Origin of the sequence: Mycobacterium adipatum (genome assembly GCF_001644575.1) — a bacterium.
GTDB lineage: Bacteria > Actinomycetota > Actinomycetes > Mycobacteriales > Mycobacteriaceae > Mycobacterium > Mycobacterium adipatum.
This window is the reverse complement of sequence record NZ_CP015596.1, coordinates 3,676,175-3,696,391: the sequence shown is the minus strand read 5'-3', so window position 1 is coordinate 3,696,391 and position 20,217 is coordinate 3,676,175. Positions and strand designations below refer to the sequence as shown.

Sequence of the window (20,217 nt, the reverse complement as noted above, 5' to 3'; positions counted from 1 at the left end):
CGGCCTCAGCACCAGATCGCCAGCCGGCGGCCGCGCCCGTCGACCTGCGGCGGGTCCGGCAGGCTGAACGCCGCCCCGATGGCGATGCGGTGCGCGCTCCACGCCGCGGCCGCGGCATCGAGCACGTCGTCGGCGGGTACCGCGGCCACGGCCGGGCCGAGGTCCTCCGGCAGGTCGATGCCGTGCGCGCCCAGCACCCGTAACCGGGCCCGCTGACCGCGCCAGCTCTTCTTCCTGCCGTCACCGGCCCGCAGGCCCATCTCCTGGAACGACAACTCGGGGTGCACCTCGTACAGCGGGAGCCGCGACCCGTCGGCCACCGCCTCGGCCTCCAGGAACTTCCGCCGCAGCCCCCAGGTCTGGATGCTGATGCCGGTGCCGGTCAGGGCTTTGGCCGCGGCGGTGGCCGCCGCATGGTCGGGCGCGTCGAACACCGCCCGCGGCGGCATCACGAACAGGCTCGACGACCGCGCACCGAGACGGCGTTGCGCGGCCCGGTCGCAGGCGCGCACCCCGGAGTCCAGCAGGCCCAGCGGAATGTCCACGCCGATGGCGACCGCGTCGGGTGCGGCGGCGAGCAGCGCGCGCAGCGTCTCGTCCACATGGGCGCCGCCGTAGCGCCCGTCCCGGAGCTCGATGCCGACCCAGCCGTTGCGCCAGCCGTCGACTCCGAGCACCACGCTCACGTGAAGCGGAACCAGCGCAGCGCGGCCAGCGCCGAGAGCGCGCCCCAGACCGCCAGCACGGCGATCCCGAACCAGTCCACCGACAGTGTCATCGCCTGCGTCAGCGATTCGGTCAGCGCGCCCGACGGTGTCAGCCGCGCCACCCAGCGCAACGCCGCGGGCACCGGCCCGCCCTCGAGCGTCAACGCACCCAGGGCCGCGAAGACGAACCACAGCAGGTTGGCCAGGGCCAGCACGATCTCCGAGCGCAGTGTCCCGCCGAGCAGCAGTCCCAGCGCGGCGAAGGTCGCGGTGCCGAGCGCGATGACGACCGCACCCAACGCCAGGGCGCCCACCGCGGGCCGCCATCCCAGGGCGAACCCGATGGCGCCCAGCAGGATCGACTGCAGGAACACCACGGCCACCACGGCCAGCGACTTACCGGCGATGATGCCCCAGACCGGAAGTGCGGTGGCGCCGAGTCGTTTCAGTGCGCCGTAGCGGCGGTCGAAGGCCACCGCGATGGCCTGCCCGGTGAAGGCGGTGGAGATGACCGCCAGCGCCATGATCGCGGGGGTGAAGGTCGCCGCCCGGTTGGCGCCGAACGCCCCGAGCGGCAACAGGGTGAGCCCGATCAGCAGAGTGATCGGAATGAACATGGTGAGCAGCAGCTGCTCACCGTTGCGCAGCAGCAGGCGCAGCTCCAGGCCGAACTGCGCGGTCAGCATCTGGCGCACCGCGGCCGGGCGCGGGTCGGGGGAGAACGTGCCCGCGGCGAAACGATTGCTCACGATCTCAACTCCCGGCCGGTCAGATCCAGGAACACCTGTTCCAGGCTGCGTTGTTCGACCCGCATGTCGGTGGCGAGCACGTTCACCCGCGCGCACCAGGCCGTCACCGTGGCCAGTACCTGCGGGTCGATATGTCCCTCCACCAGATATTCGCCGGAGGTGGCCTCGGTGGCCCGGTAGTTCTCCGGCAGCGCCGAGACCAGCAGGGCGAGATCGAGTTTCGGCGGGGCGGTGAAACGCAGCTGGTTCTCCGCGCCGCTGCGCATCAGCTCGGCGGGCGTGCCCGCGGCCACCGTGGACCCGTGGTCGATGATGACGATGCGGTCGGCGAGTTCCTCGGCCTCGCTGAGCTGATGGGTGGTCAGCACCACGGTCACGCCGTCGCGGCGCAACGCATCGATCAGTTCCCACACCACGATCCGGGCGTGGGCGTCCATGCCCGCGGTCGGCTCGTCCAGGAACACCAGCTCCGGGCGCCCGACCACCGCGCAGGCCAGGGCCAGGCGCTGCTGCTGGCCCCCGGACAGCCGGCGGTAGGTGGTGCGCGCCGCCTCCGTCAGGCCGAGGGTGTCCAGGAGCCACTGCGGGTCCAGCGGATTGGCGGCGTAGGCGGCGACCAGGTCGAGCATCTCGCCGGCGCGCGCCGCGGGATACCCGCCGCCGCCCTGCAGCATCACGCCCACCCGCTCACGCAGCTTGGCGTTGTCGGTACCCGGGTCCAGGCCGAGGATTTCCAGGCTGCCCGCGTCGGGGCGCACGAATCCCTCGCACATCTCGACCGTGGTGGTCTTGCCCGCCCCGTTGGGCCCGAGCAACGCGAACACCTCGGCGCGGTGCACCTCGAGGTCCAGGTTGTCCACCGCGGTCGTCGCGCCGTACCGCTTCGTCACCCCGCGAAGGCGTACGACAGTCTCAGAACCGGTGGTCACGGAGATTCAGCGTAAGCGTCGGGTCTGGCGGCCGGTGGCTCCGGTCCGGGTCGGGGGCCCGCCGTGTCGTCGGGCCCGGGGGCGGGCAGCCCGCGCCACGGCAGCCGGCGGTAGGTGATCGCGATCAGCGCCAGCACGATCACGGCACTGGCCAGGGTGGCGTCCACGATCTGGAAGAGCGCGAACCGGTCACCGTTGGCGGTCGGCCCGAATATGCCCACCACCAGCGTCATCGCGATGGCGGAGCCGCGGAAGCCGGGGCGGGTGGCCCAGGTCGCCAGCGGGATGATGGCCCACAGCAGGTACCAGGGCTGGACCACCGGGAAGAGCAGCACCGTCGCGCCGAGCGCGACGCCGAGGCCGCCGACCGGATGCAGGCGGCCGCGGAACACCGCCAGCAGCAGCCAGGTCACCAGGATTGCGATGATGATCACACCGATGCCGCGGGTCAGGCCCAACACCGAGGTGGTGTGGTCGCCGAGACCCAGCAGGATGCCGACCTGTCCGGTGCCCAGGGCGATCAGCGTGGGTGGCGACATCCAGGACCGCACGACATTGGCGGTGCCGAGGGTGAACAGCCAGCCGAAGCCCAGTCCGCTGGCCCAGCCGATCACCGCCATCACCGCCAGCGACAGGGCGCCGAGGGAGAATCCGGCGGCCAGCAGCGCCTTGACGGTGCCGCCCCAGCGCCAGGCCAGCGCCATCACGACGAAGCCCATCGCCAGCAGCGAGGGCAACTTGACCTGGGAGGACATCGTGATCAAGACGGTGCCGGCGATCAGCATCCCGGTCGCCTGCGGCGGTATCCGCCACCGCCCGGCCCGGACGCCGTCGATACCGCGCAACGCGAACTCGGTGCCCGCGAGCATCAGCCCGAGCATCAGCGCCTCGTTGTGGATGCCGGCCACCAGGTGCATGAACAGCAGCGGATTGCACGGTCCCAGCCACAACGCGCTCACCTCGTGCACACCGCAACGCTGGGCCAGCCGCGGCGTGGCCCAGACGATGAGGCCGACCCCGACGAGTACGACGAGCCGGTGGCAGAGCACCGCGGCGACGATGTTGTCCCCGGTGATGACCGAGATGCCCTCGCCGATCCAGAGGAACAACGGGCCGTAGGGCGCCGGGGTCTCCCGCCACAGGCTGGGCACCGACAGGGTGAACACGTGATCGAGGCCCAGCCCCGGCGCGGGCCCGACCCGGTAGGGGTCGAGGCCGAGGTGGGCGATCTGACTCTGCGCCAGATAGGAGTAGACATCCTTGCTGTACATCGGCGGGGCGATCAGCAGCGGTAACAGCCACAGCAACAGCGTGCGGTCGAGCTGGCTGCGCGACATCCGGTGCGGGCCCAGCGCGAACCGGCCCAGCATCAGCCAGGCCAGCGCCATCATCACCGCGCCGGTGGTGGTCATGGTCAGCGACACGGTCTGGATACGTGAGGGCAGGTTGAGCAGGCGGACGCCGAACGTCGGGTCCTGCACGACTGGCCGGGCACCGGCGCCGAGCGCGCCGATCGCCATGAGGACGGTTCCGGTCGCACCGAATACCCTGGTGCGGCGCAGGGAGACGACCTCGGCGCCGTTCAGCGGTGAGCCCACCGATCGTTCGTCGGCGTGCCAACGGGCGACCGCCGAGCTGAAGGACCCGAGGGCGGTCATGCGAGCAGCGTAGCGGCCGGGCTCGGGCGGCCCGCCACCGTCGGGCGGATGGTTAGGGTTGCCTTGGTGGAACCGCGCCCCGAATTCCGACACAATGGTGTTGTGAAAATAACCCCGGAGGCACCGGGCGCGGTCGAGTCCGCGCCATCGGTGGTGCCTGCGGTGTCTTCCGAAGGCCATACCCGCACCGCGATCGTCGGGTTGCTCCTGGAGGGCCCGGTCACCGCCGGTGACATCGGCCAGCGCCTCGGCATCTCGGCGGCCGGTATCCGCCGGCACCTCGACGCGCTGATCGAGGCCGGCGACGCCGAGGCCAGCGCGGCAGCGGCCTGGCAGCACCACGGGCGGGGCCGGCCGGCCAAGCGGTACCGGCTGACCGCCGCGGGCCGGGCGAAGCTCTCGCACGCCTACGACGATCTGGCGGCCGCCGCGATGCGCCAGCTGCGCGAGATCGGCGGCGACGATGCCGTGCGCACGTTCGCCCGCCGCCGTATCGACACCATCCTGGCCGGCGTGCCCGAGGTGAGCGACCGCGATTCGGTCGCACAGACCGCAGATCGGGTGGCCGCCGCGCTGACCGGCGCCGGATATGCGACCACCACCACCCCGGTGGCCGGTCCGCTCTCCGGTGTGCAGATCTGCCAGCATCATTGCCCGGTGTCACACGTGGCCGAGGAATTTCCCGAGCTGTGTGACGCTGAACAAGAGGCGTTCGCCCAGATCCTGGGAACTCACGTCCAGCGGTTGGCCACCATCGTCAACGGTGATTTCGCCTGCACCACCCATGTTCCACTGGTCCTCGACAAGGACACCCCCGATCGGCCCGCAGCCCGTGCCGAATCCACCACCACACAAGGAGTGTCGCAATGACCCTCACCCCGGAGACCCCGCTGACCCAGGAAGAGACCATCGCGTCCCTGGGTAAGTACGGTTACGGCTGGTCGGACTCCGACGTCGCCGGCGCCAGTGCCCAGCGCGGCCTGAACGAGGCTGTCGTGCGCGACATCTCGGCGAAGAAGAACGAGCCCGAGTGGATGCTCGACATCCGCCTGCGGGCGTTGCGCACCTTCGACAAGAAGCCGATGCCCAACTGGGGTTCCGACCTGGACGGCATCTTCTTCGACAACATCAAGTACTTCGTGCGCTCCAGCGAGAAGCAGGCCGCCACCTGGGACGACCTGCCCGCCGACATCAAGAACACCTACGACAAGCTGGGCATCCCGGAGGCCGAGAAGCAGCGCCTGGTCTCCGGTGTGGCCGCCCAGTACGAATCCGAGGTGGTGTACCACTCGATCCGTGAGGACCTGGAGGCCCAGGGGGTCATCTTCCTGGACACCGACTCGGGACTGCGTGAGCACCCCGAGCTGTTCAAGAAGTACTTCGGCACCGTGATCCCGGCCGGGGACAACAAGTTCTCGGCGCTGAACACCGCGGTGTGGTCGGGCGGTTCCTTCATCTATGTGCCGCCGGGCGTGCACGTCGACATCCCGCTGCAGGCCTACTTCCGGATCAACACCGAGAACATGGGCCAGTTCGAGCGCACCCTGATCATCGCCGACGAGGGTTCCTACGTGCACTACGTCGAGGGCTGCACCGCGCCGATCTACAAGTCCGATTCGCTGCACTCGGCCGTCGTCGAGATCGTGGTGAAACCCGGTGCCCGGGTGCGTTACACGACCATCCAGAACTGGTCGAACAACGTCTACAACCTGGTCACCAAGCGTGCCCGCGCCGAAGCCGGCGCCACCATGGAATGGGTCGACGGCAATATCGGTTCCAAGGTGACGATGAAGTACCCGGCGGTCTGGATGACCGGTGAGTACGCCAAGGGTGAGGTGCTCTCGGTGGCGTTCGCCGGCGAGGGCCAGCACCAGGACACCGGCGCCAAGATGCTGCACCTGGCGCCGAACACGTCGAGCAACATCGTGTCCAAGTCCGTCGCGCGTGGCGGCGGCCGTGCCTCCTACCGCGGACTGGTGCAGGTCAACAAGGGCGCCCACGGTTCGAAGTCCAGCGTGAAATGCGATGCGCTGCTGGTCGATACGATCAGCCGCAGCGACACCTACCCCTATGTCGACATCCGCGAGGACGACGTCACGATGGGTCACGAGGCCACCGTGTCCAAGGTCAGCGAGGATCAGATGTTCTATCTGATGAGCCGCGGGATGACCGAGGACGAGGCGATGGCGATGGTGGTGCGTGGGTTCGTCGAGCCGATCGCCAAGGAACTGCCGATGGAGTACGCGCTGGAACTCAACCGGCTGATCGAACTCCAGATGGAAGGCGCGGTCGGCTAGTGAGTGAACTGACTACCGCGGTCGAGGGTGGCCGCAAGTCCGGCTCGGCGCTCAATGCCAACAAGGGCGAGCAGTTCGCCTCGTTCGACGTCGACGCATTCGAGGTGCCCGGCGGTCGCGATGAGTTGTGGCGGTTCACGCCGCTGAAACGGCTTCGCGGCCTGCACGACGGGTCGGCGCCCGCGACGGGCTCCGCGCTGATCGAGGTGACCGAGCGCCCCGGCGTGACGATCGAGACCGTCCAGCGCGACGACAAGCGACTCGGAGAAGCCGGCGCACCGACGGATCGTGTTGCCGCCCAAGCGTATTCGTCGTTCGGTAACGCCACCGTGGTCACCGTCGCACGGGGCACCGAGGTCGCCGAGCCCATCGAGATCGTGATCACCGGCCCCGGCGCGGGCAACGTCGCCTACGGGCACCTGCAGATCCGGATGGAGGAGCTGTCCCGGGCGATCGTGGTGGTCGACCTGCGTGGCAGCGGCACCTACGCCGACAACGTCGAGATCATCGTCGGTGACGCGGCCTCGGTCGGGGTGATCTGGATCGCCGACTGGGCCGATGACATGGTGCACGTGAGTTCGCATCATGCCCGCCTCGGCAAGGACGCCACATTGGGACATGTGAACGTCACCCTCGGCGGTGACGTGGTGCGCACCACCGCCACCGTGCGGTTCACCGCCCAGGGCGGCAAGGCCCAGTTGCTCGGAACCTATTTCGCCGATGACGGCCAGCACTTCGAGTCCCGGCTGCTCGTCGACCACGCGGTGCCCAACTGCACATCCGACGTGCTGTACAAGGGTGCGCTGCAAGGTGATCCGACTTCTGACAAGCCCGACGCGCACACCGTGTGGATCGGCGATGTGCTGATCCGCGCGGCGGCCACCGGCACCGACACCTATGAGGCGAACCGCAACCTGGTGCTCACCGACGGCGCCCGCGCCGACTCGGTGCCCAACCTGGAGATCGAGACCGGTGAGATCGCCGGTGCCGGACATGCCAGCGCCACCGGCCGTTTCGATGACGAGCAGCTGTTCTACCTGCGCGCCCGGGGCATCCCCGAGGAGCAGGCCCGCCGCCTGGTGGTGCGCGGTTTCTTCGGCGAGATCATCGCCAAGATCGCCGTGCCGGCCGTGCGGGAGCGCCTGACCGAAGCCATCGAACGAGAACTAGCCATCACGGCTCAAGCCAGTTCTACAGACGAGAAAGCAGCCCACGAATGACCACGCTCGAAGTCAAAGACCTGCACGTCAGCGTCGCCAATCCGGAGGGCGGGGACGACATCCCGATCCTCAAGGGCGTCAACCTGACCGTGAAGTCGGGGGAGACCCACGCGGTGATGGGTCCCAACGGATCCGGCAAGTCCACCCTGTCCTATGCCATCGCCGGCCATCCGAAGTACAAGGTCACCTCCGGGTCGATCACCCTCGACGGTGCCGATGTGCTCGAGATGAGTGTCGACGAGCGGGCGCGCGCCGGACTCTTCCTGGCCATGCAGTACCCGGTCGAGGTTCCCGGTGTCTCCATGTCGAACTTCCTGCGGACCGCGGCCACCGCGGTGCGCGGCGAGGCGCCGAAGCTGCGGCACTGGGTCAAAGAGGTCAAGGGTGCCATGACCGAGCTGGACATCGATCCGGCCTTCAGTGAGCGAAGCGTCAATGAGGGGTTCTCCGGCGGGGAGAAGAAGCGCCACGAGATCCTGCAGCTGTCGCTGCTCAAGCCGAAGATCGCCATCCTCGACGAGACCGACTCCGGTCTGGACGTCGACGCGCTGCGCATCGTCAGCGAGGGCGTCAACCGCTATGCCGAGGCAGAAAACGGCGGACTGCTGCTGATCACGCACTACACCCGGATCCTGCGCTACATCCGCCCGCAGTTCGTGCATGTGTTCTTCGACGGCCGCATCATCGAATCCGGCGGTCCGGAACTGGCCGACGAGCTCGAAGAGAACGGCTACGAGCGATTCACCCAGGCAGCATCGACCTCCTAGGAGCTCCGATCGTGACCACGACATCCGTTGCCCGCGCACTGGATCTGGAGGGGATCGCCCGCATCCGGGCCGACTTCCCCATCCTGAACCGGGTGATGCGCGGCGGGTGTCAGCTGGCCTATCTGGATTCCGGTGCGACCTCGCAGAAACCGCTGGCGGTGCTGGACGCCGAACGGGCGTTCTTGACCACCTCCAACGGTGCAGTACACCGCGGCGCGCACCAGTTGATGGAGGAAGCCACCGACGCCTACGAGCAGGGCCGCGCGGATATCGCGGCGTTCGTGGGTGCCGATGGCGACGAGCTGGTGTTCACCAAGAACGCGACCGAGGCCATCAACCTGGTGGCCTATGCGTTGGGCGACAACCGGTTCGAGCGCGCCGTCGGTCCCGGTGACGTCATCGTCATCACCGAGTTGGAGCATCACGCCAACCTGGTGCCGTGGCAGGAGCTGGCCCGGCGGACCGGCGCCACCCTGCAGTGGTACGGGGTGACCGACGACGGACGCATCGACCTGGACTCGTTGCAACTCGACGAGCGGGTCAAGATCGTCGCCTTCACCCACCACTCAAATGTCACCGGTGCGCTGGCGCCGGTGGACGAACTGGTGGCCCGGGCCAAGGCGGTCGGGGCGCTCACCCTGCTGGACGCCTGCCAGTCGGTGCCCCACCAGCCCATCGACTTCCATGCTCTCGGTGTCGATTTCGCGGCGTTCTCCGGGCACAAGATGCTCGGCCCGACCGGTATCGGCGCGCTCTACGGGCGGCGGTCGCTGCTGAACGCGTTGCCGCCGTTCATCACCGGCGGCTCGATGATCGAGACGGTCACCATGGCGGAGACCACCTTCGCGCCCGCGCCGCAGCGGTTCGAGGCGGGCACACCGATGACCTCGCAGGTGGTCGGATTGGCCGCCGCCGCCCGCTATCTGGGTGCGATCGGCATGCCCGCGGTGCAGGCCCACGAGCAGACGCTGGTGGCCGCCGCGCTGGCCGGGCTCGCCGAGGTGCCGCAGGTGCGCATCATCGGTCCGCTCACCACGCAGCGGCGCGCCTCCCCGGTCAGCTTCGTGCTCGACGGTGTGCACGCCCACGATGTGGGCCAGGTGCTCGACGACGAGGGTGTCGCGGTGCGGGTCGGGCACCACTGCGCGGCCCCGCTGCACCGCAGGTTCGGCATCAGCGCCACCGCGCGGGCCTCGTTCGCGGTGTACAACACCCTCGACGAGGTGGACCGGCTGGTGGCCGGCGTCCGCCGGGCGGTGGAGTTCTTCTCGTGAGAATGGAACAGATGTACCAGGAGGTGATCCTGGACCACTACAAGCACCCGCACCACCGGGGGCTGCGTGAGCCCTACGGCGCCGAGGTGCACCACGTGAACCCGACCTGCGGTGACGAGGTCACCCTGCGGGTGGCGCTGTCCGCGGACGGCGAAACGGTCGCGGACGTCTCCTATGACGGACAGGGTTGTTCGATCAGCCAGGCCGCGACCTCGGTGCTCACCGACCAGGTCATCGGGCAGAGCGTCGGCGACGCGCTCAAGACGGTCGCCGCGTTCACCGAGATGATCTCCTCGCGCGGCAACGTCGAGGGGGATGAGGATGTGATCGGCGACGGAATCGCCTTCGCCGGTGTCGCCAGGTATCCGGCGCGGGTGAAATGCGCGCTGCTGGGCTGGACGGCGTTCAAGGCTGCACTGGCGCAGGCCAGCGATGAAGACCTGGAGGACAAACGATGAGTGACACCGAAGCCGTGAACGAAGAGCTGCTGGCCGATGTCGAAGAGGCGATGCGCGATGTCGTGGACCCCGAGCTCGGGATCAACGTCGTCGACCTCGGTCTGGTGTACGGCATGAACCTGGAGCAGGGCGAGGCCGGCACAGTCGCGCTGATCGATATGACGCTGACCTCGGCGGCCTGCCCGTTGACCGACGTCATCGAGGATCAGACCCGCACCGCGTTGGTGGGTGCCGGCCTGGTCACCGAGATCAAGCTGAACTGGGTCTGGAATCCGCCGTGGGGTCCGGACAAGATCACCGACGACGGCCGCGAGCAGCTGCGCGCCCTCGGCTTCACCGTCTGACCGGCGCCGGTTGGCCCGGCGGCATAGTGGGAATCCCAGGACGAGCCGAGACGTTAGGAACAACGTGACTACAAGGGATATCACCGCAGCAGAGTTCAAGGCGATCGTCGATGACAACGACATCGTGCTCGTCGACTTCTGGGCCTCGTGGTGCGGTCCGTGTCGCGCCTTCGCACCGACCTTCGGTGCCTCCGCGGACAAGCATCCCGATATCGTGCACGCCAAGGTCGACACCGAGGCCGAACCCGAGCTGGCGCAGGCCGCCGAGATCCAGGCGATCCCGACCCTGATGGCGTTCAAGAAGGGGCATCAGGTGTTCCGGCAGTCCGGAGCACTGGGTCCCGCCCAGCTCGAAGACCTGATCACCAAGATCAAGGAATTCGACATCGACGCGGCCGTGGCCTCGCAGGGGAACTGAGCCGCACGCTAACGTGCTCGGCGTGGCTGAGCACAGTGAGTTCGTTCTCGTCGACCGTCCCGAGCCGGGCGTGGCCTTGGTCACCCTCAACCGCCCCGAGCGGATGAACTCGATGGCCTTCGACGTCATGGTCCCGCTGCGGTCGGTGATCGCCGACCTGCACCATGACAATGACGTTCGGGTCGTGGTGCTCACCGGTGCCGGGCGGGGGTTCTCCTCCGGAGCCGACCACAAGTCGGCGGGTTCGGTCCCGCACGTGCAGGGCCTGACCCGGCCGTCGTTCGCGTTGCGCTCGATGGAGGTCCTCGATGACGTGATCCTGGGCCTGCGGCGGCTGCATCAACCGGTGATCGCCGCGGTCAACGGCGCCGCGATCGGCGGCGGGCTGTGCCTGGCCCTGGCCTGCGACATCCGGGTTGCCGCAGCTGGGGCCTATTTCCGGGCGGCCGGTATCAACAACGGGCTGACCGCCAGCGAGCTGGGCCTGTCCTATCTGCTGCCCCGCGCGATCGGTGCCTCTCGGGCATTCGAGATCATGCTGACCGGTCGTGATGTCGCAGCCGCCGAGGCCGAACGGATCGGGCTGGTCTCCAGTGTCGTCGGCGAGGACGAGCTGTTGTCGCGGTGCCTGGAGATGGCCCGCGGGATCGCGGCGTTCTCCCGGCCGGGAATCGAATTGACGAAGCGCACACTGTGGAGTGGACTGGACGCCGGTAGCCTGGAAGGCCATATGCAGGCCGAAGGACTCGGCCAACTGTATGTGCGTCTGCTTACCGCCAACTTTGAAGAAGCGGTCGCCGCGCGCAAAGATAAGCGGGATCCGGTGTTCACCGATGAGCGCTTGCGCGAAGAGCCGACGAGCACCGACGACAGATAGTTCGTTCATTTGAGGAGGTAGTTGCGTGATCACCGCAACGGACCTGGAGGTCCGCGCCGGGGCGCGCACACTGCTGTCCATCGAGGGTTCCGCGCTGCGGATCCAGCCCGGGGACCGGATCGGCCTGGTCGGCCGCAACGGCGCCGGAAAGACCACCACCATGCGCATCCTGGCCGGTGAGGGCGAGCCCTACGCCGGCTCGGTGGACACCACCGGTGAGGTCGGTTACCTGCCCCAGGACCCACGTGAGGGCGACCTCGACGTGCTGGCCCGCGACCGGGTGCTCTCGGCGCGCGGCCTGGACACCCTGCTGTCGGACCTGGAGAAGCAGCAGACCCTGATGGCCGAGGTCGCCGACGATGACGCCAGGGATCGGGCGGTGCGCCGCTACGGACAGCTGGAGGAGCGTTTCTCCGCGCTGGGCGGCTACGCCGCCGAGAGCGAAGCCGGTCGCATCTGCGCCAGCCTGGGACTGCCCGAGCGGGTACTGACCCAGCAGCTGCGCACCCTGTCCGGCGGCCAGCGGCGCCGTGTCGAGTTGGCCCGCATCCTGTTCGCCGCCTCCGAAGGGGGCGCCGCCGGCACCAATTCATCGATGACGCTGCTGCTCGACGAGCCCACCAACCATCTCGACGCCGACTCCATCGGATGGCTGCGGACCTTCCTGCAGAACCACACCGGCGGCCTCGTGGTGATCAGCCACGATGTCGATCTGCTCGCCGACGTCGTCAACCGCGTCTGGTTCCTGGACGCGGTGCGCGGTGAGGCCGACGTCTACAACATGGGCTGGCAGAAATACCTGGACGCGCGGGCGACCGACGAACAACGGCGCCGCCGCGAACGCGCGAACGCCGAGAAGAAGGCCGGTGCGCTGCGTGCGCAGGCCGCCAAGATGGGCGCCAAGGCCACCAAAGCCGTTGCCGCCCAGAATATGTTGCGCCGCGCCGAGCGCATGATCGCCGAGTTGGACGCCGAACGGGTGGCCGACAAGGTGGCCCGCATCAAATTTCCCACACCCGCTCCCTGCGGTAAGACACCGCTGGTCGCCAAGGGGCTGACCAAGACCTACGGTTCGCTGGAGATCTTCACCGGCGTCGACCTCGCCATCGATCGCGGATCACGCGTCGTGGTGCTGGGCCTCAACGGTGCCGGCAAGACCACCCTGCTGCGTTTGCTGGCCGGCACCGAGGCCGCCGATGCTGGGGCGCTGGAGCCCGGGCATGGCCTCAAGATCGGGTACTTCGCCCAGGAGCACGACACCCTGGAGAACGACGCCACGGTCTGGGAGAACATCCGCCACGCGGCACCCGACACCGGGGAGCAGGATCTGCGAGGTCTGTTGGGCGCCTTCATGTTCACCGGTCCCCAGCTGGACCAGCCGGCGGGCACCCTATCCGGTGGTGAGAAGACCCGGTTGGCGCTGGCGGGTCTGGTGGCCTCCACCGCCAATGTGTTGCTGCTCGACGAGCCCACCAACAACCTCGACCCGGCCTCGCGCGAGCAGGTTCTCGACGCGCTGCGCAGCTACCAGGGCGCGGTGGTGCTGGTGACTCACGATCCGGGTGCTGCCGAGGCGCTCGACCCGCAACGGGTGGTGTTGCTGCCGGATGGCACCGAGGACTTCTGGTCCACCGAGTACCGGGATCTCATCGAGCTGGCATAGGCCTGGCTGCAAGACAATTCACGCATTTCACCACGCCGTGTTTACGCACTTCCTAGTCTGGGTATCCGCGCCGTTGCACCGGGAAGTGGGGAGATGTCGATGAGTGAAATCAATAGGTCCCGCGAGCAGATCCTGACCGAGCTGCGCAGCGCGTATGAAAAGGGTGCCAGCATCCGGTCGTTGGTGGCCGAGACCGGCCGCTCGTACGGGTCCGTACACAGCATGCTGCGCGAGTCCGGAACCCGGATGCGCAGTCGCGGCGGACCGAATCACCGACGCGCCGGCTGACCGCCGGTTCAGTCGCTGCCGGGCTGGCGCACCGAAGCCTCGACGAGGTCCAGTACCGCGCTGAGGTTTTCGGTGTCCTCGCCCGATGCCAGCCGTGCCACCAAACCGTCGAGGACGAGATCCAGATAGGTCTGCAGCACCGCCCCCGGAACGTCATCGCGGAGCCGTCCCGCCTGTTTCTGCTTGCGCAGCCGCTCGGAGGTGGCCGCCGACAGCTCGGCGGAGCGTTCCGCCCAGCCCCGGTGAAAGGCCGGGTCGTTGCGCAGTTTGCGCGCGATCTCCAGACGGGTCACCAGCCAGTCGAACTGGTCCGGCGCGGCCAGCAGGTCGCGCATCACTTGGATCAAACCCTCACGGGCGGCCACATCGGCCATCCGTTCGGCATCCTCGCGGGCCAGCTCGAAGAACAGGGTGTCCTTGTCGCGGAAATGGTGGAAGATGGCGCCGCGCGACAGCCCGATGGTGTGTTCGAGCCGCCGCACGGTCGCCTTCTCATAGCCGTACTCGGCGAAGCAACGTCTGGCCCCGTCGAGGATCTGGCGTCGGCGCGCGGCCAGATGATCCTCGGTTACCCGTGGCACGGTGGACCCGTCGCCTGTCTGTTCAGAGCTCCCGCCGCGCCTACTTCGCCTTGAGCATGTTGCGCAGCACGTACTGCAGGATGCCGCCGTTGCGGTAGTAGTCCGCCTCACCGGGGGTGTCGATGCGCACCACGGCGTCGAACTCGACCGTGGAACCGTCGTCCTTGGTGGCAGTCACCTTGACGGTTTTGGGGGTCTTACCGTTGTTCAGCTCGGTGATCCCGGCGATGTCGTAGGTCTCGGTGCCGTCCAGCTTGAGGCTGGCGGCCGACTCGCCGGCGGGGAACTGCAGCGGGATGACGCCCATGCCGATCAGGTTGGAGCGGTGGATGCGCTCGAAGGACTCGGTGATGACGGCCTTCACGCCGAGCAGTGCGGTGCCCTTGGCCGCCCAGTCACGCGAGCTGCCCGACCCGTACTCCTTGCCGCCCAGCACGACCAGCGGGATACCGGCCTTCTTGTAGTTCTCCGAGGCGTCGTAGATGAACGCCTGCGGGCCGCCATCCTGGGTGAAGTCACGGGTGTAGCCGCCCGAGACGTCGTCGAGCAACTGGTTCTTGAGGCGGATGTTGGCGAAGGTGCCGCGGATCATCACCTCGTGGTTGCCGCGGCGGCTGCCCAGCGAGTTGTAGTCCTTGCGGGCCACCCCGTTGGCGTCGAGGTACTGCGCCGCCGGGGTGCCCGGCTTGATCGCACCGGCCGGGCTGATGTGGTCGGTGGTCACCGAATCACCCAGCAGGGCAAGCACTCTGGCGCCGGAGATATCGCTGACCGGCTCCGGATCGGCGGGCATGCCGTCGAAGTACGGCGCCTTGCGCACGTAGGTGGAGTTCTCGTCCCAGGCGAAGGTGTTGCCCTCCGGGGTGGGCAGCGAACGCCACCGCTCGTCACCGGCGAAGACATCGGCGTAGGACTCGGTGAACATGTCCCGGTTGATCGAGGAGGCGATGGTCTCCTGGATCTCCTGCGACGTCGGCCAGATGTCTTTGAGGAACACGTCGTTGCCGTCGGTGTCCTGGCCCAGCGGATCGGCCTCGAAATCGAAGTCCATGGTGCCCGCGATGCCGTAGGCGATGACCAACGGCGGGGACGCCAGGTAGTTCATCTTGACGTCGGGGGAGATGCGGCCTTCGAAGTTGCGGTTACCGGAGAGCACCGCGGTCACCGACAGATCGTTCTCGTTGATCGCCGCCGAGATCTCGTCGGGCAGCGGGCCGGTGTTGCCGATGCAGGTGGTGCAGCCGTAGCCGCCCAGGTAGTAGCCCAGCTTCTCCAGATACGGCCACAGGCCGGCCTTGTTGTAGTAGTCGGTGACGACCTGGCTGCCCGGCGCCATGTTGGTCTTGACCCACGGCTTGGAGGTCAGGCCCTTCTCGACGGCCTTCTTGGCCAGCAGGGCCGCGCCGATCATCACCGACGGATTGGAGGTGTTGGTGCAGGAGGTGATGCCCGCGACCACCACGGCACCGTGGTCGAGCACGAACTCACCGCGCTCCTCGGAGCGCACGGTGACCGGCTTGGACGGGCGGCCCTCGGCGCCGTTGGACGCGTTCGGGATGACCGCACCGTCGTCGGCGAACGACAGCGTCGCCGAATCGCTTGCGGGGAAGGACTCTTCGATCGCCTCGTCGAGCTTGGTCTCCGGCGTGGGGTGGTTTTCCTCCACGTAGTTGTGGATGTCCTTGCGGAACGCATTCTTGGCATCGGTGAGCTCGATGCGGTCCTGCGGACGCTTCGGGCCGGAGATGGACGGCACCACGGTGGACAGGTCGAGCTCCATGTACTCGGAGAAGACCGGCTCTTTGTCCGGGTTGTGCCACATGCCCTGTTGCTTGGCGTACGCCTCGACCAGCGCCAGCTGCTCCTCGCTGCGCCCGGTCAGCCGCAGGTAGTTGATGGTCTCCTCGTCGATCGGGAACATCGCTGCGGTGGAACCGAATTCGGGGCTCATGTTGCCCAGGGTGGCGCGGTTGGCCAGCGGCACCTCGGCCACACCCTTGCCGTAGAACTCGACGAACTTGCCGACCACGCCGTGCTTGCGCAGCATGTCGGTGACGGTCAGCACCACGTCGGTGGCGGTGACGCCGGGCTTGATCTCACCGGTCAGCTTGAAGCCGACGACGCGGGGGATGAGCATCGAGACGGGCTGGCCCAGCATGGCCGCCTCGGCCTCGATACCGCCGACGCCCCAACCCAGCACGCCCAGGCCGTTCTCCATGGTGGTGTGGCTGTCGGTGCCCACACAGGTGTCGGGGTAGGCCACCCCGTTACGGGTCATCACGACGCGCGCCAGGTACTCGATGTTGACCTGGTGCACGATGCCGGTGCCCGGGGGGACGACCTTGAAGTCGTCGAAGGCGCCCTGGCCCCAGCGCAGGAACTGGTAGCGCTCGCCGTTGCGTTCGTACTCCAGCTCGACGTTGCGCTCGAAGGCGCCGGCGTTGCCGAAGACGTCGAGGATGACGGAGTGGTCGATCACCATCTCGGCGGGGGAGAGTGGATTGACCTTGTTCGGGTCGCCGCCGAGCGTCGCGACGGCCTCGCGCATGGTGGTCAGGTCGACGATGCAGGGCACGCCGGTGAAGTCCTGCATGAGCACACGGGCCGGGGTGAACTGGATCTCGATGCTCGGCTCGGCCGACGGATCCCAGTTGGCGATGGCCTCGATGTGCTCCTTGGTGATGTTGGCGCCGTCCTCGGTGCGCAGCAGGTTCTCGGCCAGCACCTTGAGGCTGTAGGGGAGTTTCTCGGTTCCGGGTACCGCGTCGAGGCGGTAGATCTCGTAACTGTTGTCCCCGACGGTCAGTGTGTCGCGGGCTCCAAACGAATTGACCGAATCTGTGCTGCTCACATCAACTCCCGGCTAGATCTCGCCGCGACGGGCTGTGTCGGCGGCGTTGCTGATCCTAACAGTACGCTTGTCCTGCAATGTGCTGCGGGTCGGGGTTCAGTCTTGTCCAGTTGACCGCCCGATGCGACCCGGATGGCCAGATCGTGGGATGGTCGCGATCACGCCGTCGTCACACTGCGGTGACGACCCGTGCGCCGGATGCGGCCCTGCGGTTGGGGCGACGGTACGGTGCCTGTGTGACCGGACCGCACGTACTCCCGCACCTCCCGGGTTACATCCCGCCCGATGTCGACATGGTGCAGGTCAAAGAGCAGGTCGGCGACGGCGGCGTGAGTGCGCCCCCGGGGGCCGATATCGCCGCCCTGCGCCAGGTCGTCGCCGAGGCCGGCCAGGACGGCATCGACCTGAAGATCGTCGTCATCGAGACCAACCCGCCGATCGACACGCCGCTGCGCGATATCGCCACCGAGGTGGGCTCGGCCTACCCGGGGTCCACGGTGCTGGCGGTCAGTCCGTTCTATGCCGGTACCTACAGTCCGGTATATGACCGGGTGACGCTGGAGGCCGGTCAGGATCTGGCGAAAACCGGCGATCCGGTGCAATCGTCGAAGAATTTCGTCGCGGAGTTGCAAACCCCGGACTTTCCGTGGATGCCGTTTACCATCCTGCTCGTCGCCGGTGTTGCGGTGGCGGCCGTATTCACCCGTATCCTGCAGGTTCGCGCCAAGCGGGCCGTTGCTGACGAGCCACCCGCGGCGGCATTCGACTAATCGCTTTTCCAATGGCGGCGAATTCGAATATCACCATTCGATAACGCTCGATTCAATTACATTCATGTAATTTGTGACTAAAGTTTCTTTAGCGCGTGATGTGACGTACGGTGCAAACAGTGCTTGCTGTTGCGGGTGTGATTCCTGTGACTCATGACACGAAAGTGATGTGCCAACACCGTCGCGTTGAGCCCTAGGAGACCTGAGTCGAATGAGACGCACCCCTGGCGCCTCCGCCTCCCGCAACTACGGGCGCGTCTGCGTGATCCCGCTGTCGCTGGGCATCCTGTTCGCCGGCGCTTTCCCGGACGGCCCGATCACCGGGCCGCGCGCCATCGCCGAGCCACTGGCCCCGGAAGGCGTGGCCGCCCTCGTGGCCGCTGTCGCCGATGCCAACCAGAAACTCCAGGATCTCGGCGCCGCCGTGCAGACCCAGCAGGAGAGCGTCAACAAGGCGCTCGTCGGTGTGCAGGATGCCCGCGACGCCGCGCTCGCGGCGCAACAGCAGGTACTGGACAGCCAGCGCGGTGTGGCCGATGCCAACGCGGCCATCGCCGACGCGCAGAAGCGGTTCGACACCTACGCCGTCGCCGCCTACGTCAACGGGCCCGCCGCGTCCTATCTCACCGCCGCCGACCCGGCCGACGCCCTGCGGACCGCCGCGGCCGGCCAGGCGATGGCCATCAGCTCCCAGCAGGTGATGGCCGATCTGCAGCGGGCCCGCACCGAGCAGGTCAACCGGGAATCCGCGGCCCGGCTGGCGAAGGCGAACGCCGACAAGGCCGCCGCCGATGCGCAGTCGAGCCAGGACGCCGCGGTGGCCAGCCTGACCGAGGCGCAGCGCGTGTTCGGCTCCCAACAGGCCGAACTGGACCGCCTCAGTGCGCAACGCAGCGCGGCCCAGGCCAAACTCGCCGCCGCCCGCCCCGCCGCCCCTGCTCCGGCGGCGCCCGCGGCCGCACCCGGGGCAACCCCGGTCGCCGCCGACTGGGACCGCACACCGGGCGCGAAGGCCCCGGGCGCGCAGTCCAGCCAGTGGGACCTCACCCTGCCCGCCATCCCGAGCGCCTTCGTCAGCGGCGACCCGATCGCGATCATCAACGCGATCCTCGGCATCATGCAGACGTCGGCCCAGCTCACCGCGAACATGGGACGCAGCTTCCTGCAGAAGCTCGGCATCCTCCCCACGCCAACCGGATTCACCAACGGTGCGATCCCGCGGGTGAACGGTCAGGCGGCCTCGGAGTTCGTCATCAAACGCGCCATGTCGCAGATCGGTGTGCCCTACTCGTGGGGTGGCGGAAACGCCGCGGGTAAGAGCAACGGCATCGATTCCGGCTCCGGCACAGTCGGTTTCGACTGCTCCGGGCTGGTGCTCTACGCCTTCGCCGGGGTGGGCATCAAGCTGCCGCACTACTCGGGATCGCAGTACGACATGGGGCGCAAGATCCCGACCTCGCAGATGCGCCGCGGCGATGTGCTGTTCTGGGGCCCCGGCGGCAGCCAGCACGTGGCCATCTATCTCGGCAACAACCAGATGATCGAGGCGCCCTACACCGGGTCGACCGTGAAGATCTCGCCGGTGCGCACCAGCGGTATGACCCCGTTTGCCGTCCGATACATCGAGTACTAAGACACCGAGTACTAAAACGTTGGGAACTCCTTGACCTCCACACGATTCAGAAGCCTCAACCGGGTGCTGGCCGCACTGGCGGTGGCCGGTGCGATGGCGCTCGGCGCGGCGTCCCCGGCGGCCGCGGCGCCGGAGTGGGATCCGACACTGCCCGCCGTCCCCAGTTCCGGTGCGCCCGGCGACCCGGTGGCCATCGCGAACGCGTCGTTCCAGGTCAGCAAGATCGCCCTGGAGACCACCCAGAGCCTGGGTTCGAAGTTCCTGCAGAGCATCGGGCTGGCGCCCACCCCGGCCGCGGGCGGCCTGCCCACCGGTGCCCGGGTGCGCGGACCCGCCGCCATCGAATACGTCATCCGCCGCGGCGGTTCCCAGATCGGGGTGCCCTACTCGTGGGGTGGCGGCACCCTGACCGGCCCCGGACCCGGCGTGGACTACGACGCCGGGAAGATGGGCTACGACTGCTCGGGCTTCACCCGGTACGCCTTCGCCGGCGTCGGCGTGCAGATCCCGAAGTACTCCGGCGACCAGTACAACACCGGCCGGCCCATCCCGCCGTCGCAGGCCAAGCGCGGTGACCTCATCTTCTGGGGCCCGGGCGGCAGTCAGCACGTGGCCATCTATCTGGGCGGCGGGAAGATGCTGGAGGCCTCGGGCAGCGCCGAGAAGGTGACCGTGAGCCCGTTGCGGACCGCCGGGATGTCACCGCATCTGGTTCGTATCATCGAGTCCTGAC

The 20,217-nt window shown here is 68.0% G+C and carries 20 protein-coding genes; 14 read left to right on the top strand and 6 right to left on the bottom strand.

Annotation, left to right across the window (positions count from 1 at the left end):
* Positions 1-5: 5 nt before the first annotated feature.
* The 4 genes from A7U43_RS17470 to mptB are packed head-to-tail and all read right to left on the bottom strand — an operon-like array spanning position 6 to position 4,043.
* Entirely contained in the window at positions 6-686 is a 681-nt protein-coding gene (locus A7U43_RS17470) for a DUF429 domain-containing protein (protein ID WP_067997808.1), read from the bottom strand.
* Positions 683-1,459 (bottom strand): ABC transporter permease, encoded by a 777-nt coding sequence (locus tag A7U43_RS17465; RefSeq protein ID WP_197500074.1) that lies wholly within the window; start codon positions 1,457-1,459, stop codon positions 683-685. The genes A7U43_RS17470 and A7U43_RS17465 overlap by 4 nt, the downstream gene beginning before the upstream one ends.
* Positions 1,453-2,385, bottom strand: a complete 933-nt coding sequence (locus A7U43_RS17460; RefSeq protein WP_067997801.1) for an ABC transporter ATP-binding protein — start codon at positions 2,383-2,385, stop codon at positions 1,453-1,455. Before A7U43_RS17460 ends, A7U43_RS17465 begins: the two co-directional genes overlap by 7 nt.
* Positions 2,382-4,043, bottom strand: coding sequence for a polyprenol phosphomannose-dependent alpha 1,6 mannosyltransferase MptB (mptB, locus tag A7U43_RS17455; RefSeq protein WP_067997798.1), 1,662 nt, complete (start codon positions 4,041-4,043; stop codon positions 2,382-2,384). Before mptB ends, A7U43_RS17460 begins: the two co-directional genes overlap by 4 nt.
* Before the next feature lie 48 nt (positions 4,044-4,091).
* Here mptB and A7U43_RS17450 point away from each other — a divergent pair, with 48 nt between their 5' ends.
* The 11 genes from A7U43_RS17450 (at position 4,092) to A7U43_RS17400 (ending at position 13,649) form a co-directional block, all read left to right on the top strand.
* Positions 4,092-4,913 carry a helix-turn-helix transcriptional regulator gene (locus A7U43_RS17450; protein ID WP_082902185.1) on the top strand — a complete coding sequence of 274 codons (822 nt, stop codon included), beginning with the start codon at positions 4,092-4,094 and terminating at the stop codon, positions 4,911-4,913.
* Positions 4,910-6,340 carry a Fe-S cluster assembly protein SufB gene (sufB, locus tag A7U43_RS17445; RefSeq protein WP_067997796.1) on the top strand — a complete coding sequence of 477 codons (1,431 nt, stop codon included), beginning with the start codon at positions 4,910-4,912 and terminating at the stop codon, positions 6,338-6,340. Before A7U43_RS17450 ends, sufB begins: the two co-directional genes overlap by 4 nt.
* Entirely contained in the window at positions 6,340-7,560 is a 1,221-nt protein-coding gene (sufD, locus tag A7U43_RS17440; RefSeq protein ID WP_067997793.1) for a Fe-S cluster assembly protein SufD, read from the top strand. The genes sufB and sufD overlap by 1 nt, the downstream gene beginning before the upstream one ends.
* Entirely contained in the window at positions 7,557-8,327 is a 771-nt protein-coding gene (gene sufC / locus A7U43_RS17435; RefSeq protein WP_067997790.1) for a Fe-S cluster assembly ATPase SufC, read from the top strand. The genes sufD and sufC overlap by 4 nt, the downstream gene beginning before the upstream one ends.
* 11 nt (positions 8,328-8,338) lie before the next feature.
* The gene (locus A7U43_RS17430; protein WP_067997786.1) at positions 8,339-9,601 is read left to right on the top strand and encodes a cysteine desulfurase; all 1,263 of its coding nucleotides are present in this window, start codon (positions 8,339-8,341) and stop codon (positions 9,599-9,601) included.
* Positions 9,602-9,603: 2 nt separating this feature from the next.
* Positions 9,604-10,059 carry a Fe-S cluster assembly sulfur transfer protein SufU gene (sufU, locus tag A7U43_RS17425; RefSeq protein WP_197500073.1) on the top strand — a complete coding sequence of 152 codons (456 nt, stop codon included), beginning with the start codon at positions 9,604-9,606 and terminating at the stop codon, positions 10,057-10,059.
* Positions 10,056-10,403, top strand: coding sequence for a metal-sulfur cluster assembly factor (locus tag A7U43_RS17420; protein ID WP_067997781.1), 348 nt, complete (start codon positions 10,056-10,058; stop codon positions 10,401-10,403). Before sufU ends, A7U43_RS17420 begins: the two co-directional genes overlap by 4 nt.
* A 64-nt stretch (positions 10,404-10,467) precedes the next feature.
* Positions 10,468-10,821, top strand: a complete 354-nt coding sequence (trxA, locus tag A7U43_RS17415) for a thioredoxin (protein ID WP_067997779.1) — start codon at positions 10,468-10,470, stop codon at positions 10,819-10,821.
* A 13-nt stretch (positions 10,822-10,834) separates the two neighbouring features.
* A complete protein-coding gene (locus tag A7U43_RS17410; protein WP_067997774.1) occupies positions 10,835-11,698 on the top strand; it encodes an enoyl-CoA hydratase in 864 nt (287 codons plus the stop codon).
* Between the two features lie 25 nt (positions 11,699-11,723).
* The gene (locus A7U43_RS17405) at positions 11,724-13,361 is read left to right on the top strand and encodes an ABC-F family ATP-binding cassette domain-containing protein (protein ID WP_067997770.1); all 1,638 of its coding nucleotides are present in this window, start codon (positions 11,724-11,726) and stop codon (positions 13,359-13,361) included.
* A gap of 99 nt (positions 13,362-13,460) precedes the next feature.
* On the top strand, positions 13,461-13,649 hold the full coding sequence (locus A7U43_RS17400) for a helix-turn-helix domain-containing protein (protein ID WP_068002994.1): 189 nt from the start codon (positions 13,461-13,463) through the stop codon (positions 13,647-13,649).
* Positions 13,650-13,657: 8 nt separating this feature from the next.
* Here A7U43_RS17400 and A7U43_RS17395 read toward each other — a convergent pair whose 3' ends face one another.
* Both A7U43_RS17395 and acnA read right to left on the bottom strand, forming a co-directional pair.
* Positions 13,658-14,230 carry a TetR/AcrR family transcriptional regulator gene (locus A7U43_RS17395; RefSeq protein WP_067997766.1) on the bottom strand — a complete coding sequence of 191 codons (573 nt, stop codon included), beginning with the start codon at positions 14,228-14,230 and terminating at the stop codon, positions 13,658-13,660.
* A gap of 40 nt (positions 14,231-14,270) precedes the next feature.
* Entirely contained in the window at positions 14,271-17,081 is a 2,811-nt protein-coding gene (acnA, locus tag A7U43_RS17390; protein WP_067997764.1) for an aconitate hydratase AcnA, read from the bottom strand.
* Positions 17,082-17,317: 236 nt separating this feature from the next.
* On the opposite strand from acnA, the gene A7U43_RS17385 reads away from it, so the two are divergent.
* The 3 genes from A7U43_RS17385 to ripB all read left to right on the top strand — a co-directional run bounded on the left by A7U43_RS17385 (position 17,318) and on the right by ripB (position 20,216).
* On the top strand, positions 17,318-17,851 hold the full coding sequence (locus tag A7U43_RS17385) for an Rv1476 family membrane protein (RefSeq protein WP_068002991.1): 534 nt from the start codon (positions 17,318-17,320) through the stop codon (positions 17,849-17,851).
* 211 nt (positions 17,852-18,062) lie between these two features.
* On the top strand, positions 18,063-19,484 hold the full coding sequence (gene ripA, locus A7U43_RS17380) for an NlpC/P60 family peptidoglycan endopeptidase RipA (protein ID WP_067997759.1): 1,422 nt from the start codon (positions 18,063-18,065) through the stop codon (positions 19,482-19,484).
* Between the two features lie 93 nt (positions 19,485-19,577).
* Positions 19,578-20,216 (top strand): NlpC/P60 family peptidoglycan endopeptidase RipB, encoded by a 639-nt coding sequence (gene ripB / locus A7U43_RS17375; protein ID WP_068002988.1) that lies wholly within the window; start codon positions 19,578-19,580, stop codon positions 20,214-20,216.
* The last annotated feature ends 1 nt before the right edge of the window (position 20,217 follow it).